At 60.5% G+C, this 16,925-nt stretch carries 14 protein-coding genes and 1 pseudogene; 9 read left to right on the forward strand and 6 right to left on the reverse strand.

The window, feature by feature from the left end:
- Positions 1–281: 281 nt before the first annotated feature.
- Positions 282–950, reverse strand: a complete 669-nt coding sequence (rnt, locus tag WE862_RS12800; RefSeq protein ID WP_041209394.1) for a ribonuclease T — start codon at positions 948–950, stop codon at positions 282–284.
- A gap of 97 nt (positions 951–1,047) precedes the next feature.
- Entirely contained in the window at positions 1,048–1,770 is a 723-nt protein-coding gene (locus tag WE862_RS12805) for a phosphatase PAP2 family protein (protein ID WP_042029939.1), read from the reverse strand.
- Positions 1,771–1,991: 221 nt separating this feature from the next.
- Here WE862_RS12805 and WE862_RS12810 point away from each other — a divergent pair, with 221 nt between their 5' ends.
- From WE862_RS12810 to WE862_RS12850, 9 genes and pseudogenes are all read left to right on the forward strand, one after another.
- On the forward strand, positions 1,992–3,113 hold the full coding sequence (locus WE862_RS12810) for a 4-phosphoerythronate dehydrogenase (protein ID WP_042029938.1): 1,122 nt from the start codon (positions 1,992–1,994) through the stop codon (positions 3,111–3,113).
- Positions 3,114–3,282: 169 nt separating this feature from the next.
- Complete coding sequence (locus tag WE862_RS12815; protein ID WP_033115968.1) at positions 3,283–4,299, forward strand: aspartate-semialdehyde dehydrogenase; 1,017 nt, start codon at positions 3,283–3,285, stop codon at positions 4,297–4,299.
- Positions 4,300–4,568: 269 nt separating this feature from the next.
- Positions 4,569–6,780 (forward strand): annotated as a pseudogene (locus tag WE862_RS12820) (FimV/HubP family polar landmark protein).
- Between the two features lie 160 nt (positions 6,781–6,940).
- Complete coding sequence (truA, locus tag WE862_RS12825) at positions 6,941–7,750, forward strand: tRNA pseudouridine(38-40) synthase TruA (RefSeq protein ID WP_033115966.1); 810 nt, start codon at positions 6,941–6,943, stop codon at positions 7,748–7,750.
- A 119-nt stretch (positions 7,751–7,869) separates the two neighbouring features.
- Complete coding sequence (gene accD, locus WE862_RS12830) at positions 7,870–8,733, forward strand: acetyl-CoA carboxylase, carboxyltransferase subunit beta (RefSeq protein ID WP_041209398.1); 864 nt, start codon at positions 7,870–7,872, stop codon at positions 8,731–8,733.
- Between the two features lie 2 nt (positions 8,734–8,735).
- Positions 8,736–9,995 carry a bifunctional tetrahydrofolate synthase/dihydrofolate synthase gene (folC, locus tag WE862_RS12835; RefSeq protein WP_042029935.1) on the forward strand — a complete coding sequence of 420 codons (1,260 nt, stop codon included), beginning with the start codon at positions 8,736–8,738 and terminating at the stop codon, positions 9,993–9,995.
- Between the two features lie 62 nt (positions 9,996–10,057).
- Entirely contained in the window at positions 10,058–10,858 is an 801-nt protein-coding gene (gene dedD, locus WE862_RS12840) for a cell division protein DedD (protein WP_042029934.1), read from the forward strand.
- A gap of 157 nt (positions 10,859–11,015) precedes the next feature.
- The gene (locus WE862_RS12845) at positions 11,016–11,333 is read left to right on the forward strand and encodes a heavy metal-binding domain-containing protein (RefSeq protein ID WP_041209401.1); all 318 of its coding nucleotides are present in this window, start codon (positions 11,016–11,018) and stop codon (positions 11,331–11,333) included.
- Positions 11,334–11,643: 310 nt separating this feature from the next.
- Positions 11,644–12,246, forward strand: coding sequence for a hypothetical protein (locus tag WE862_RS12850; RefSeq protein WP_042029933.1), 603 nt, complete (start codon positions 11,644–11,646; stop codon positions 12,244–12,246).
- A gap of 88 nt (positions 12,247–12,334) precedes the next feature.
- Here the strand turns inward: WE862_RS12850 and cysG are convergent, their stop codons facing one another.
- From cysG to asrA, 4 genes are all read right to left on the reverse strand, one after another.
- On the reverse strand, positions 12,335–13,726 hold the full coding sequence (gene cysG, locus WE862_RS12855; RefSeq protein ID WP_042029932.1) for a siroheme synthase CysG: 1,392 nt from the start codon (positions 13,724–13,726) through the stop codon (positions 12,335–12,337).
- 172 nt (positions 13,727–13,898) lie between these two features.
- Positions 13,899–14,909, reverse strand: coding sequence for a sulfite reductase subunit C (gene asrC, locus WE862_RS12860; RefSeq protein WP_042029930.1), 1,011 nt, complete (start codon positions 14,907–14,909; stop codon positions 13,899–13,901).
- 11 nt (positions 14,910–14,920) lie between these two features.
- Positions 14,921–15,760: an anaerobic sulfite reductase subunit AsrB gene (gene asrB / locus WE862_RS12865; RefSeq protein ID WP_042029928.1), complete on the reverse strand. Its 840-nt coding sequence runs from the start codon at positions 15,758–15,760 to the stop codon at positions 14,921–14,923.
- 1 nt (position 15,761) lies between these two features.
- Positions 15,762–16,820, reverse strand: a complete 1,059-nt coding sequence (asrA, locus tag WE862_RS12870; protein ID WP_042029927.1) for an anaerobic sulfite reductase subunit AsrA — start codon at positions 16,818–16,820, stop codon at positions 15,762–15,764.
- Positions 16,821–16,925 lie beyond the last annotated feature (105 nt).

Raw genomic sequence — 16,925 nt, forward strand, 5'->3', positions numbered from 1 at the left:
TTGATTTCCTTATGTTTGTTATTGCTGTCTGTCATGTGAAGGGGAGTTAGTTTGCGAAAAATGTGACAAATGTCGAGAAAAAAATCGGTCAAAACGGGCATCTGACCAAGGTCATCTGAAACAAAGTTGATCGGGGATGGTATTTGCCCTTCGTGCATCATGACCCCCATCTTGCAATCGTGCGGGAATCGCCAGGGGGAGAAAGCAGGCGGGGAAGGGGTAATAGAGCAAAATAGAGTCAAAGCACATAAAGAAAGGCTGCCTATGGCAGCCTTTGCAACTTATTCCAGATCCTCATCTCCGGAGGCGGAGTCGCTATCCGGCCCGACTGGTGGCCAGCCGCCCATGCTCTTCCAGCGGTTGACGATATGGCAGAAGAGGTCGGTGGTCCGCTCGGTATCATAGAGAGCAGAGTGAGCCTCTTTGTTGTCAAACGGAATGCGGGCGCTCTGGCACGCCTTGGCCAGCACGGTCTGGCCCAGCGCCAGCCCGGAGAGGGCGGCGGTATCGAAGGTGGCGAACGGATGGAACGGATTGCGCTTGAGGCCGGCCCGCTCGGCTGCCGCCATCACGAAGCCGTGATCGAAGGTGGCGTTGTGGGCCACGATAATAGCGCGGCTGCAGTCGCTCTCCTTCATCCCCTTGCGGATCCCCTTGAAGATCTCGGTCAGCGCCTCTTTTTCAGAGACAGCTCCGCGCAGCGGGTTGAAGGGATCGATACCGGTGAACTCCAGAGCGGCACGCTCCAGATTGGCACCTTCGAAAGGCTCCACATGAAAATGGAAAATCTGATCGGGCAGGAGCCATCCCTGCTCATCCATTTTCAGGGTATAAGCCGCGATTTCGAGCAGGGCATCGGTTTTGGCGTTGAAGCCGGCTGTTTCAACATCGATGACGACGGGGTAAAAACCACGAAAACGGCCCTTGAGGGTATGAACTGCGTCGGTCATGGGATCTCGGTCAGCATAAAATGAGGCGGCATTATGGCAAAAAAGCGCAGGCTTGTCCCCATCCCGCAAGAGGGAGCCTTGCGGTACAAGCGATGGCTCAATATCTGTGCAACCACCAGCGCGCGGCCAGAAGCGCCGTGATGCTGCCGAGAATGGCGCTGGCCAGCACATCGGTTGGCCAGTGCATGCCGATCACCATGCGCGACAGTCCTATCCCGAGGGCCCAGAGCGGCAGCAGCCAGACTCCTGCCGGTGCGCGAGCCAGCCAGATGAGGCCAAAGAACTGGGCCAGGCTCATGGCGGCGATGCTGTGGCCGGAGGGGAAGGCGTAGTTCACCTCCTTTTGCCAGTGATTGCCGAGCCACTGGGGCAGTGCCAGCAACTGGCTGGCGGCGTGTACCTGCTCGCTGCGCACTTCGGTGCTGGCAGCGTAGAAGCTCTTGATAGCGGGGATCAGGGATTGGCTCTCCAACCAGAGCAGGTAGGGTCTGGGCTCCTCGGTCAGATGCTTGATGATGCTTTTGATGAGCCAGTCTCCGGCGAGCAGCACCAGCAGCGCGCCGGCCAGAGCCAGCAGGGATGAGCGATCGAGCTGCAGTTTCTGCCTGGTCAGCAGCAATAGCAGTGCGGCGCTGATCCCAATTCCGGGAATATCGACCATGCGGGTGAGGGCATAAGGCCACCAGAGCCAGCCCGATTGCAGCGAGCCGGTCAGAAATGGTTGCCAGGGGAGGATGGCAAGCAGCAGCAGGGGCAGGATCAAGAGGGTGGTAAACGCGAGCACCTGACTGCGGGAGAGGGAAGGGCTATGGGGCGGCATGATCTCTATCGGCAAGGGTCTGAAAAAAGAGCGCCATTGTGCCACTGCGTGGCTTGGCGGCAAAGCAGACCTGCCCTTCAGTTTACCTCTGCTTACACATTTGGCTGTTCGTTCATCAATTACTCATTCTCTGCAGCAGCCATGTGCATGTCAGGCTGAAATATTGGCGGGCTTTGGGCTAGAATGGCGCGTCCATGGCGGTTGCCTGCAAAGAGAACCCGATGAAAATAGTCGTAGATGAGAATATGCCCCACGCCGTGGAGCTGTTTGCCGAGTTTGGAGACGTGGTTGCCCTGCCTGGGCGGCAGATGCAGGCCAACGATCTGCAGGACGCCGATGTGCTGCTGGTGCGTTCGGTGACCAGGGTGAACGCCGACCTGCTGGCGACCAGCCACAAACTGGCTTTTGTCGGTACCGCGACCATCGGCACCGATCATGTCGACAAGGCTTTGCTGGCTAGCCGCAATATCCCTTTTTATAGCGCCCCCGGCTGCAACAAATATTCGGTGGGGGACTATGTGCTCTCCGCCCTGCTGGTGCTGGCCGAGCGCTACGAGCTTGATCTCGCAACCATGACGCTGGCGGTGATTGGGGCCGGCAATACCGGCGAGTGCGTGGCCGGCAAGGCCGAAGCCCTCGGTATGCGGGTGCTGCGCTGTGATCCCCCCAAGGCGCGGGATAATCCAGAAGCGGATTTTGTCGACTATCAGACTGCCCTTGGCGCCGATATCGTCAGCTTCCATGTGCCCATTACCCGTGACGGGCCGGATGCGACCTACCATCTGCTGGATGCCGGGCTGATAGCTGCGCGCCCCGCCGGGCAGATCCTCATCAACGCATCCCGTGGCGAGGTGTGGGATAACCAAGCTCTGCTGGCGCGTCAGTTGAGCGACAAGCCATTGCGGTTGGTGATGGATGTCTGGGAGAACGAGCCTGAGCCGCTTGCACAGCTGGTGCCCCATACCGAGATTGCCACCCCCCATATTGCGGGCTACAGCCTGGAGGGGAAGGCGCGCGGTACCTGGATGCTCTATGAGGCGCTCTGCCGCCAGCTGGGGCGCGAGCCCCGTCAGGATCTGCGTACGCTGCTGCCGGTTGCCGATGTGCAGGCGGTGGTGCCCGGACGGGCGCCGGATCAGGCATTGATCAAACAGCTGGTTCACCTTATCTACGATGTGCGCCGCGACGATGCCCGTTTTCGCGCCCGGCTGGGTATCCCGGGTAGCTTTGATGAGCAGCGCAAACATTATCCGGAGCGCCGCGAGCTCTCCTCCCTGCAAATCAAGGGTGAGTTTGCCTGTGACATGCTGGGCGCCGCCGGATTTGATATTTCACACTCATAAGGTGGGTGGGACGCTACGTCCGCACTACTTATGACCCCGTTTTTACCGATCCGAGGCAGGTTTGCTCTGCCTCGGATTGGCCATATCAGGTGAGGATGCCCCGTATATCGGAGCCCCGCCGACCATGGCGCCAGCAGGCGCCATAGCCGTTTTATTAGAGGAGAACAGAATGAGCCAGCAGTTTAATGTCGCGGTATTGGGCGCAAGTGGCGCCGTGGGCCAGGCCATGATCGAGATCCTGGAAGAGCGCGAGTTTCCGGTCGCTACGCTCTATCCGCTGGCTTCCAGCCGCAGCGCCGGTGAAACCGTGCGCTTTGATGGCAAGAATCTCGAGATCCTCGATGTCGAGGAGTTTGACTGGAGCCAGGTGCAGATTGCCCTCTTCTCTGCCGGTGCCGAGGTCTCTGCCAAGTGGGCACCGATTGCTGCCGAGCATGGCTGCATCGTCATCGATAACACCTCCTGCTTCCGTTACGACGAAGATATTCCGCTGGTGATCCCGGAAGTCAACCCGGATGCGCTGGCCGATTTTCGCAATCGCAACATCATCGCCAATCCCAACTGCTCCACCATCCAGATGCTGGTGGCCCTGAAGCCGCTGCATGACGAGGTGGGCATCGCCCGTATCAACGTCGCCACCTATCAGTCCGTCTCAGGCTCCGGCAAGGAGGGGGTGAGTGAACTGGCAGGCCAGACCGCCCAGCTGCTCAATGGTCGCCCGGTCGAGCCGACTCTCTATCCCCAGCAGATCGCGTTCAACCTGATCCCGCAGATCGACAGCTTCACCGACAACGGCTACACCCGGGAAGAGATGAAGATGGTGTGGGAGACCCAGAAGATCCTGGGCGATGCCAGCATTGCCGTGAATCCGACTTGCGTGCGGGTGCCGGTCTTCTACGGCCACTCTGAAGCGGTGCATGTCGAGCTGCACCAGCCGCTCGATGCCGAGCAGGTAAAGGATCTGCTGCGTGCAGCACCGGGCGTGACCCTGTTTGAAGAGGAAGGGGACTATCCGACCCCGGTACGCGATGCAACCGGCAAGGATGAAGTGCTGGTTGGCCGCATCCGTCAGGATATTTCTCATCCCAATGGTGTAAATATGTGGATCGTGGCCGATAACGTTCGTAAGGGCGCTGCCACCAACAGCGTCCAGATTGCCGAACTGCTGGTTCGCGACTACCTGTAAGGCCGTATGGCCAAGAGGGAGCGCCGCAGGACGGCTGCGCTCCCTCTGAGCAAATAGTGTGGTGTGTGACCGGCCCCGCACTGCGGTGTTGCAAGATTCTTTTGCGATATCAACTGATTAAGTTTTTTTCTACACTCAGAGGCAAGTTGGGTGCTAAATGTGTCGGACTGCTGGCTTGCAAGGCGAGCCTGATTTATATTGAACCGACTGTTTTGGGGTAACTATCCAGATTTTTCAATGTGATAGGGCCGTCATACGAAGGAACGAATATGGGACATTCCCGCATAACATTGGCAACGCTACTCGCATTGGGTCTGCTGGGCACCGTTCAGGCTGCAGATCCCTCACGGGAGCCGTTTTTTGTCGAACTGAAAGGCCCTGACGAGCCCGCACCACCCGCTGTCAACAGCCAGCCGCTGGCCCAGCCCGTCGCGCAGCCGGTTCGGGCAACCGCCCAGCCCATCGTCCGTCAGGTGGCAACCGCCAATCCCGCCAGCTATGGCCCGATTCGTCCTACCGATACCCTCTGGAGTCTGGCAAGCAAGTACCGTCCCTCCAGCCGCGTCAGCGTCTATCAGACCATGGTCGCGATCTACGAGAAAAACCCCCGCAGTTTTGCCGATGGCAATATCAACCATATTCTGGTGGGCTCGCGCATCCAGCTGCCCACCGCTGCCGAGGCGAGCGTCATCACAGATGCCGAGGCCCGCGCCAAGTTCCGCAGCGACAATGCCAGCTGGAAAGGGCTGAGCCCCAAATATCTGGCCAATAAACAGGCTCATACGGCTAAACCGGTCGCAGCAAAAGCCGCGCCTGCCAAGCCTGAAGTGGTCAAGGCAGAGCCCGCGAAGGCGGCGCCAGCTCCGTTGCCTGCCGTCAAGGCGGCACCCATTCCTGCACCTGTGACCGAGCCGAAACCGGCTGCCGAGACCAAGGTGGCTGACGCCAAGGAAGTGGCCAAGGTCAACGAGGCTCCGGCGAAAGAGGCCGTTGCCCCGGCCCCGAGTGCGGCAAGCGGGACCCGCGCCTGCTCCGCTGCCCTCCGATCTGGACAAACCGGTTGGCAAACCGGCCACCGAGATGACCCTGGCGCTGGAAGATGCCAATGCCCAGCTCGCCCAGGTGACCGAGATGAACCACAGGCTCAAGCTGCGTCTGCAATCCCTGACCGAAGAGGTGGAGACCCTCAAGGCTCAGCTGCAGGATCAGACTGCGCTGGAGAAAGAGATTGCCGAGCTCAAGGCCAAGCCGGTGCCGCCCGTGGTGGCCGAGCCCGAGCACAAGCAGAACTGGCTGATGGACTTGCTCTCCTCACCGCTCAATCTGGCGATGATCATTTTGCTGCCGGTGTTGCTGGTGCTGGCGCTGGTGACCCTCTGGCTGCGCGCCCGGGCCCGTCGTGAGCTGGAAGAGCAGGAGAAGAGCCTCTCTGAATCCACCGCAATGATGATGGATCAGGATCACAGCGAGTTTGATGATCTGCTTAGCGTCGATATCACCGACAACGAGCCGGAGCGTCCGCTGCCTGACCTCAACACCCCGGATGGCTTCATGCCGGTTGAGCCGGCGCCGAAGCCGGATGTCGAGCTGGTGTTCAGCGACGAGGGCGAGATGGATCTGCAGGGCTTTGAGCCCGAACGGATGCCTGCTGCTACCAGCCGTGACCCCGATCTGGTGCCGGATCTTGATCTTGCCCATGACGAGCCGATAGCGCTTGCCAATGAGCCAGCCATGGATCTGGCCAGCGAGTTCAATCCCAAGCCCAAAGGCGCCAACGAGATCATGAGCGAAGAGGAGCTGCAGGCTGCGCTCTTCGCCGAGCTGGACGCTGATCTTTCTGCCGACATCGAGCCGGAATTGAGTGCGCCGGCGCATGCTGAACCTGCCGATGATGACCTCGCCAGTTTCGATCTCAGCGATTTCGAAGGTGCCTTTGAGGAGCCTGTTGTCGAGATTGAGGATGAGCATGCCATCGACCTGAGTCTGGATGGGGATGCCAGTGCCGACGAGATGCTGGCCGAGCTGGGTCTGGAGCCTGAGCCGGTCAAGGCCAGGAAAGAGGCTGAAGCAGATCTGGAGTGGGATCCCAACGAAATGGCGCTCTCCGATTTCGAAGATGCCTTTACCGAGGTCGAGTCGCACCCTGCAGATCTGCAACCCCGCGAGCAGGCACAGGAGAGCGGTTACGTCGAGATCGACAAGCTGCTGGCCGAAGCGGATGCCACCACATCGGAGCCGGAACCCTATCAGGGCTTCTCGCTGGATGTGGGGCTGGACGGTTTCCCCGAAGTGCTGCCGGAGTCTACCGGATTTGATGTGGATGCCGATGATGGCGGTGTTGGCGCCAAGCTGGATCTGGCACGCGCCTACCTTGAGATCGACGACAAGGACAGTGCCCGCGAGCTGCTGCAAGAAGCGGTAGAGCAGGGGAGTGACCATCAGCGCGCCGAAGCGGAAAAACTGCTCAAGCGACTGGGATAATCACATCATCCCGATGAACTTGAACGACAAGGGCAGCCAGCGGCTGCCCTTTTTACTTGTTGCCGTGGCCGGATCTTGCGCGGATTTTGGGATTTTTGCCGCGAGATGCGTATAATCCGCCCCGTTTCTTTCACTGCTTTACCAAAAGACCCCCTTATCCATGCGAATTGCCCTAGGTATTGAATATGACGGCAGCCGGTATTTCGGCTGGCAGCGTCAGCGAGAAGTGATCAGTGTGCAGGAGGAGCTGGAGAAAGCCCTCAGCCGGATCGCCAATCATCCGGTCTCCATCCAGTGCGCAGGACGCACCGATGCCGGTGTCCATGCCACCGGTCAGGTGATCCACTTCGATACCGATGCCAAGCGTGCCGAAGGGGCCTGGACTCTGGGTCTCAACTCCAACCTGCCGCCCGACATCGCCGTGCGCTGGGTCAAGGAGGTGGACGAGGAGTTCCACGCCCGTTTCAGCGCTACCGCCCGTCGCTACCGCTATGTCATCTACAACCACAACTACCGGCCAGCCATTCTCGGCAGCGGCGTCAGCCATTATCACGAGGCGATTGATGCCGAGTTGATGCATCAGGCCGGGCAGTGCCTGCTGGGTGAGCAGGATTTCAGCTCGTTCCGGGCCGTCGGTTGCCAGTCCAAGACGCCGTGGCGCAATGTGACGCACCTCTGCGTCAGCCGTCAGGGCCCCTATATCGTGCTCGATATCCGGGCCAATGCCTTTTTGCACCATATGGTGCGCAACATCACCGGCTCGCTGCTGCTGGTGGGGCAGGGGCTCAAACCGGTGGAGTGGGTAGCCGAGGTGCTGGCCGCCCGGGATCGCAATCTGGCCGGGCCAACCGCCAAAGCGGGTGGCCTCTATCTGGTCGATGTGGATTACCCGGCTGAACTGGCTCTGCCCCGGGTACCGCTTGGCCCGTTGTGGCTGCCGGACTCGGCACCGGGTACGACCAGTTTTTAGTAACTGCGCCCGAAAAATTGTGGTTTAATGACCCGTCATTTGTTGCCATCGAGCTATTAAGTCATTGAACAGACAAGGCTCGATGCGTTTTGTCAGGCACAAAAGCATTAAGGAATTCCATGAGCTGGCTTGAGAAGATTCTTCCCAAGAGCAAGATCACTGCCCCTCGTCGTCACAACATTCCGGAAGGGGTGTGGACCAAGTGCAGTGCTTGTGAACAGGTGCTCTACCGGGCAGAGTTGGAGCGCAATCTCGAAGTGTGCCCCAAGTGTGATCATCATATGCGCATCAGCGCTCGCGCCCGTCTCGAGAGTTTTCTCGACGAGCAGGGCCGCACCGAAGTCGGTGCCGAGCTGGAGCCTCATGATGTCTTGAAATTCAAGGATTCCAAGCGCTACAAGGATCGTTTGTCTGCCGCTCAGAAAGAGACGGGGGAGAAAGATGCGCTGGTGGTGATGAAAGGGACCCTCAAAGGGGTACCGGTTGTCGCCTGTTCGTTCGAGTTCTCCTTTATTGGTGGCTCCATGTCCTCCGTGGTCGGTGCCCGCTTCGTGCGCGCCGTTGAGGAGAGCATCAAGGAAGGTCGTGGTCTGGTCTGCTTCTCCGCCTCCGGCGGTGCCCGTATGCAGGAGGCGCTGTTCTCCCTGATGCAGATGGCCAAGACCAGTGCCGCACTGGATCGTCTGTCCAAAGCCGGTCTGCCCTATATCTCAGTGCTGACCGACCCCACCATGGGTGGCGTCTCCGCCAGTCTGGCCATGCTGGGCGACATCAACGTGGGCGAGCCCAAGGCGCTGATCGGTTTTGCCGGCCCGCGCGTTATCGAGCAGACCGTTCGCGAGAAGCTGCCGGAAGGGTTCCAGCGCTCCGAATTCCTGCTGGAGAAGGGCGCCATCGATCTCATCATCGACCGCCGCGAAATGCGTAACCGTCTGGCCAGCCTGCTCGCCAAACTGATGAATACTCACGTCATCGCAGAGTGAAGATGAGTTCAAACATGCATCAATCCCAAAGCCGGTCGCTTGTCGACTGGCTTTCTTATTTGGAGCAGATCCATCCGGTCTCTATCGATATGGGGCTGGAGCGGGTCGGCACGGTTGCTCGGCGCATGGGGCTCACCCGATTGCCGTTCAAGGTGATCACGGTGGCGGGTACCAACGGCAAGGGCTCCAGCTGCGCCATGGCAGCCAGCATCCTGATGGCCGCTGGCTACCAGGTCGGCGTCTACTCCTCGCCCCATCTGTTGCGCTTTACCGAGCGAGTGCGGGTCAACGGTCAGGAGCTGGCAGATAGCGATCACTGCGCCGCCTTTGCCGAAGTGGAAGCGGCGCGCGGCGAGATAGCGCTCACCTTCTTCGAGTTTGCGACCCTGGCCGGTTTGTGGCTCTTCTGCCGCGCCGCGCCGGATGTGCTGCTGCTGGAAGTGGGCTTGGGTGGTCGGCTCGATGCCACCAATGTGGTGGAGTCCGATGTCGCCATGATCACCTCCATTGCCCTCGACCACTGTGACTGGCTGGGTGATACCCGCGAGGCGGTGGCGGTGGAGAAAGCCGGGGTGTATCGCGCCGGCAAACCTGCCATCAGCGGCGAGCCCAATCCTCCTCTGACCATCGCGAGCGAGGCGGCGCGTATCGGCGCCAACCTGCGTCAGGTCGGTATCGATTTTCGTGGCGATGAGCACGAGAGCTGCTGGGATTACCACGGTCTTCGCCAGTGGTGCGGCCTGCCCAAACCGGCCCTGCCGCTGATGAATGCGGTGACCGTGCTTGCGGCGCTGGAATCTCTCGGCTTGCCGTTGCCGGAGTCTGCCATTCGCGACGGGCTTGCCAATGCCCGGCTGGCTGGCCGGATGCAGCAGCTGCAAAGCGCGCCGCTGGTCATCGTCGATGTGGCCCATAACCCCCATTCGGCCGCCTATCTGGCCGCCCAGCTGCGCAAGATGCCCTGCGCGGGTGTGCGCCGCGCCGTGGTGGGCATGCTCAAGGACAAGGATATGGCGGGGTCGCTTGCCGAGCTCGATGGTCTGATCGGCGAGTGGTATCTGGCCAGCCTGACCGGCCCGCGGGCGGCAAGTGCGGACCAGTTGGCACAGGCGCTTGGCTCCGGACAGGGGCCGGCGACGACCTTTGACAGCGTCGAGGCTGCCTATCAGGCTGCCTTGGCCTTATCGAGTCCTGACGATATGGTCATTGTGTTTGGTTCGTTTTACACTGTCGCCGATGTGCTGGCGGGGTTCGCCAGCTAGCCAGCCCCTCTTTGTCGGGGGCATGCCATGAATTGGATCAAGTAAAGGAAGTAGGAGTCAACTTGGCCTCGAAGTTTCAAAACCGTCTGGTGGGCACCGTTATTCTGGTGGCCCTGGTCGTTATTTTCCTGCCGGACCTGCTGGATGGTCACAAGCTGGCGCAAAAGGAGGAGGCGTTTGCCAAAATTCCGCTGCGTCCCGATCTTGAGCCGGCCAAGCCCGCGTTGCAGGTATCTGCGGCAAGCACGCTGCCTGCCGAGCATCTGGCCAGCCAGCAGCAAGCCTCGGCCGCCCAGCAGTGGCAGGTGGAAGAGGTCGCCGACCCCATGACCCTCGGCAATCAGGGGAGTGCTGCCCAGCAGGCCGGTGCGCAGGTTGCCCAGCAGCCGGTGCAGCAAGCCGCGCCTGCCAAGCCGCAACCCAAGCCGGAAGTGGTCGCCAAGGCGCCGGTTGAACAACCCAAGCCGGCACCAAAACCGGTTCCGACCAAGCCGGCCGAAGTAGCCAAGGCGCCGACTCCTGCGCCAGCCAAACAGCAGGCAGGCCAGATCAAGTCCCTCGATGACCTTATCGAGAGCAAGATGAGCCAGCCGACCACGCCTGCACCCGCTGCGGCACAGGCGCAGGGGAGCTGGATCCTCCAGCTCGGCGCGTTCAAGAACGTCGACAGTGTCAACGCTCTGGTGAGCAAGCTGCGTGCAGCCGGTTACTCTGCCCATACCTCGCCGCGCACGCCGGTGCAGGGGCAGATCAACCGGGTCTTTATCGGGCCGGATGTCTCCAAAGCCAAGCTGCAGGGTATCCAGGGACAGATCTCCCAGATGACGGGGCTGAGCGGCTCGGTCGTCGCTTACAATCCCTGATTGTCATTGCTCTCGCATCACAACACCGCGCCCGTCGCGGTGTTGTTTTATCTGGCTGTCGCTATTTTTAAGTCCCGCGTCGCAAAGGCCACCACCCGGTTGGGATTTGCGGGGAGTTGGGTTAGTCTGAGCCCTCTGTCACCCATAGGAGTTCAAGATGATCCTCTCGACAACCCCCACTCTGGAAGGCAAGAGCATTCGTGAATACCGCGGCATCGTGGTGGGCGAAGCCATCCTTGGCGCCAATATTTTCAAGGATCTCTTTGCCGGGATCCGCGACATTATCGGCGGCCGCTCCGGCGCTTACGAAAAAGAGCTGGCCCGTGCCCGCGAGATTGCCTTTGATGAACTCAAGGAGCGCGCCTCTGCGCTGGGAGCCAATGCGGTGGTCGGCATCGATATCGACTACGAGGTGGTGGGGCAGAACGGCAGCATGCTGATGGTCAGCATCAGCGGCACCGCCGTGGTGGTTTGATATAGCGATGTGCTGCATAGCTGTGCGCTGAACCTGCGTATTGAACGAACAAGCCGATAACCGGGTTATCGGCTTTTTTATGCGTGGCGTTTGGCAAAAGAGGAGCAAGAGTGGGAAATGGTAAAGATGAATTTGATATTAAGGTATTGATTTTATTTATTTATATTTTTTCATAACCTATCGGTGCGGGTTTTATTTTTTTTAACTGGGTTGCCCTCATCGGCTGGACTAGAGTTGTTGCCATCAGGACGACACTTCTCACGGATGAAGTCACTTTTCTTGAACCACTATTGCTTGAAGGCGTATCAAGATGCACAAAAAATCTGCTCTGTTGACTGTCATCACTCTGGCCATCGCTGCTTATGCTGGCAGCGCGGCGGCTGCGGTACCGAACTTTACCGCTGACTGCCCGATGAACATCAAGGTCAAGTCGCAGGGAGGGAGTGTTTATATCAATGGCAAGAAGGCCACCCTGAAGACTGATGCTCCGACTGCTTATTCTGCCCAGAGCGGCAAGATCATGATCGGCATTACCTCTGACTCTCCCGACAGTGAACCCACCATTGATTACGCCATCAAGCACGACAAGCGAGCCAATGGCATCTGCACCGTGCAATCCTGGTCGGCAGGCAAGGCAACCTCTCTGCCGATGGCGCAGGGCAACTCCCCCTATCAGGGCAAGTGGGTCGCCAAAAACAGCGGGAGTGGCCAAACCGTTGCTGTGATCCGGGTGGATGGCAAGGAGCAGGTTTGGGTCAACGACGTCAAGGTCAGGGCCAATCGTGCCGATGGGGCGCTGCAATTCCGTCAGGGGATGATCCTCTATACCCTGCAGGGCGATCCGCGAGTACGCAGCGAAAGCCAATGGCAGGACAATGACGCAGGCTCGACCGGTCCTATCTCCTTCGAATAAATCCGTTTGCCAATTTCGACAAAAGCGACGCAGGCCATTGCCTGCGTCGCTTTTTTACTGGTCTGCTGAAGGGGGGCGCTATGAGTGGTTACACTCCGGCCAGGGTATTGGCTTCGCCGTACCAATCCAGTTTGTCAGCCAGGGTCACCACCGAACCGATGATGATCAGGCTTGGACTGTCGACCTGAGTGGCCAGCAGCGCCAGCTGTTGCAGTTCGCCGCGTACCACCCGCTGCTGCAGGCGGGTGCCCTGTTCCACCAACGCTACCGGGGTGTGACCGGGTAGGCCGTGGGTCTGCAGCTCGTCCTGAATGCGGCCGGCATGGGCCAATCCCATGTAGAAGACCAGGGTCTGGCGGGGAGCCGCCAGCGCCGACCACTCCTGAGTGATATTGCCCTCCTTGTCGTGGCCTGTGATGAACTGCACCCGCTGGGCGTGGTCGCGGTGGGTGAGGGGAATGCCGCTGTAAGCGGCGCAGCCCGACGCTGCCGTGATGCCCGGCACCACCGAGAAGGGGATCCCCGCCTCGGCCAGGGTCTCGAGCTCCTCGCCACCCCGGCCAAAGATAAAGGGATCGCCCCCCTTGAGCCGCACCACCTGTTTGCCAAGACGAGCCTGATCCAGCAACAGCTGGTTGATCGCCTGTTGGGGTACGCAGTGACGGCCCGCCTCCTTGCCGACAAAGATCCGCTCGGCATCCCGGCGAACCAGCGCCAGCACCTCCTGCGACACCAGCCGGTCATAGACCACCACATCCGCCTGCTGCAGCTGTTGCAGACCGCTCAGGGTGAGCAGCCCCGCATCGCCGGGGCCGGCGCCCACCAGGGTGACGCTTCCTTTGCTCTGCACCGGCTCATTGAGCAGCTCGGCGACGCTCTGCTCGGCAGCCTGTTGCTGGCCGCGGGCCAGCTGGCATGCCAGTCGCTCATGGCTAAAGAGCCGCTCCCAGAAGCGGCGGCGAGCCAGCTTGTCCGGTATGGCCTTGACCCGCTCGCGCAGCTTGCCCGCCAGCGCCGCGAGCTGGCCGAGGTGCTGCGGCAACATGGCTTCGAGCTTTTCCCGCAGCTGGCGGCTTAGAACCGGCGCCGAACCTGCGCTGGAGATGGCTACCATCAGCGGTGAGCGGTCGATGATGGCGGGCATGATGGCGCTGCAGTGGGCCGGAGAGTCCACCACGTTGCAGAAGATCTGGCGCTGATTCGCTTCGTTGAAAACCTGCTGGTTGACCCCGGGCTGGTTGGTGGCTGCGATCACCAGCCATTTGCCATCGAGCAGCTCGGGGTGAAAGTCGGCGGCGCAGACGGTCAGCAGTCCCCGCTCGGCCCAGCTCATCAGCTGGGGTTCCAGATGCGGGGCATTGATGGTGATCTTCGCCTTGGCATCGATCAGCAGGCGCGCCTTGCGCACCGCCACCTCACCGCCGCCGACGATAAGCACCGGCTTGTTTTGCAGCTGACAGAAGAGAGGGAGAAAGTCCATAACGGGCTCCGGATACGGGTCCGGCAGCAAAGGGCTGCGCAGGACGAAAAGAGGAGAAGGAGTAGAAACGCAGTGAGAGGAAAAAGGGGGAAGCGTGATCCACGCCCGGGCCAACGACAGATCCCCACCGGTTGTCGGCCACTATGATCAGCTTCCCCAAACGAGGTTTTTCCTATTGCACCGCTTTGACATGCATGTTGGCGACGTACTGATCTTCGGCCCAGAAGATGCGGTCAGCGACCATGGCTTCCGGGTTGAGGGTGACGCCGCGCAGCACCCGCTCCTTGAACTTGTGATAACCGGCCCGATCGATCAGGTGACCCATGTGCAGGTAGATGGGCTTGCCATCCAGCATCTCGGCCTCGAACTCGAACAGGTTCTTGATCACCGCGTGCAGCACCTCTTCAGTGACCCAGTTGAGGAACAGCTTGCCGGTACGAGGGGTCTTCTTGCTGGTGCGGCCCCCCAGCTTGACCATGTAGAGCTGCTTGGGATCCCGCTGCCAGGCGAGGGTCGGGCAGGCCAGCACGCACTCGCCACAGCCGATGCACTTGCTCTCCTCCTTGACCGCCTTGCCGTGTTTGATGGCGAGACAATCCACGGCGTGGTGGCTGCATGCCTTGACGCAGGCGCCGCAGCCGATGCAGCGCTCGGCATTGAAGTGGATTTTGGCGATGCCAAGGATGCCGAAGTCGGCCATGTTGGCCTTGGCGCAGTCGTTGGGGCAGCCTGCGATCACCATCTTGAGGTGATAGGGGTTGGGGTAGAGGTGTTTCTCCATCCGCTGGGCCAGCCCGGTGCAGTCGATATTGCCCTTCTGGCAGATGGTGTTGCCCTGACAGGCGACGATGTTGCGCCCGCCGATGCTCTGGTAACCGGCTGTGGGGTCATCCACCTCGATGCCGCAGGTCTCCACCTCAATCTCCCTGATAAAGGGCTCGAGGGCGGCATTGACCTTGTCCATGTCCTGATACTTGATGCCGGGCATCGCCAGCTTCTGGCGGGTGGTGAGGTGGATCAGGCCGTTGCCGTACTGTTCGGCGATCTGCTGGGCCACCGCCAGCAGGTGGGCGGGCATGATCCCGCCGGGAATACGCACGCTGATCATCGCTTCGCCGCGCACCTTGGAGAGGCGGTATTCGTTCTTGGCGCGGGCCTTGATGATGTCGATATCGAGACTCATGGTGTTCTCCCTCAGTCGATCAGATGCTGGGCCTGGTCAAAACGAAAGACCGGTCCATCCACGCAGATATAGGTGTCGCCCATCCGGCAGTGGCCACACTTGCCGACGGCGCAAGCCATGCGGCGTTCGTAGTCGACCCAGATGCGATCCTTGGGGATGCCGCGCTCAAGCAGGGCGAGCACCACGAAACGGATCATGACGGGAGGGCCGACCACGATGGCCTGGATATCCTCGCTATCCGAGAGATCCAGCTGGTCGATGTAGTCGGTGACCCGGCCGATGCGAAACTGCTCGCTCTCCTCACCCTCATCCAGCGTGACGATGAGGTTCTGGCGCTCGGCCCAGAGCGGCATCTCGTGGCGATAGAGCACCGCCTGCTCGTTCTTGAAGCCGAGGATCATGTCAAGGGACTTCACCTGCTCCGGGTGTTTGCTGAAGCGACGCAGCAGCCCCTTGACCGGCGCGACGCCGGTGCCACCCGCCACCACGATGAGGTGCTGGTTGTGATAGGCCTCCAGCGGGTAGCCGTTGCCATGGACGCCGCGCATCCACACCTTGTCGCCCACATCGAGGGCAAACAGCGCATCGGTCACCTTGCCGACTTTGCGGATCAGCAGATCCACATAGCCATCGCCATAGTCGGAGACCGAGATGGGCGCTTCACCCACGGTGGGCAGGGAGATCTCCACAAACTGGCCGTAGTGGACATCAAAGTCGCGGGAGACCCGGAAATTCCACTCCAGTTCGGTGTGGCGCTCGATGGCCAGAATGGTGTAGGCCTTGGGCAGCAGGCGGTTTTCGACCACGTCCTGCTGCTGTTCTGCTGTTGCGGTTTGTTGGCACTGGCACATATCAGTTCGCCCCCTGCGCGTGGTCGGCTGTGATGGTCTGTTCGACCACATCGGTCATCTTGTTGATGATGTTGCTAAAGGAGATGTAGTGAGGGCAGCGATCGTCGCAGCGGCCACAGCCGACGCACATGTGCTCCTCCCCCTGACGGGCCTTGTAGTCGTTGACCTTGTGCAGGGCGCGATAACGCAGGCGCTCGCCATGTTTGGCGCGAAAACCGTGGCCACCGGCCATGTCGCTGAAGCCATCCACCATGCAGCTGGCCCACTGGCGACGGCGCTCGCCCTGCTTGGGGTTCTCCGCATAGGTGAGGTCGTGCACGCTGTAGCAGCTGCAGGTCGGGCAGGAGGTGGTGCAGCGGCCACAGCCGATGCAACGGCTGTCGTACTCGGCCCAGACCGGATGGGCGGTGAGGATCTGACGAATACGCTTGGGATCGTCACAGACGCTGTCCGGCGTGCGCACCTTGACCGGGTTGCTCTGGACAAATTCCGGGGTGAAGTCGTCGGGCTCGCCCAGCTCGGCAAAGTAGCCGAGCAGTTCGGGATCCTTCACCTCGATGCGGGCACCCTCAACGCTCAGCCGAATGGCGGCGGCGTAATCCCGGGTCTCATTGCTGCCCATGGAGACGCAGAAGCAGTTCTCGAAGCTCTCGCGGCACTCCAGCAGTACCAGCTTGAGCTTGCTGCGCAGCCGGGCGTAGTAGACGTCGCTGTTCTGGCCGTTCTTGAGATAGACCTGATCCAGCCGGCGCAGGGCGTGGATATCGCAGCTGCGCAAGAACAGCAGGGTGGGCTTGGCTTCCACCTTTGATTCGCGCAACTCCAGATTGTCGAAATGGAACAGGGTCTGGGTGATGGGGAGCACCACCTCTTTCGGGGAGAAGTGGGACTTCTCCTGCCACACCAGATCGGCCGGATGGCGGATGCTGTGGTAGGTGACGTTGTCGGTGTCGGAGAAGCGACCGCCCCGATATTCGGCCGCAGGGGCCATGATCCGGTAATCGGGTAGCAGCCGCTCGAACAGCTGCGCCAGCGCGGGCTGGGTGAGAAGAAACGACATAAATAAACACCTTGTCTTGGGGTGACATACCTTGGCGTTGCAAGGGGCGTGTCTGTCCCGGTATTGACTGGCCGGGAGAGCTACGCTGCTCTCGCCGCTGTCCGG

The sequence above is a fragment of the Aeromonas jandaei genome (assembly GCF_037890695.1).
Taxonomy (GTDB): Bacteria; Pseudomonadota; Gammaproteobacteria; order Enterobacterales; family Aeromonadaceae; genus Aeromonas; species Aeromonas jandaei.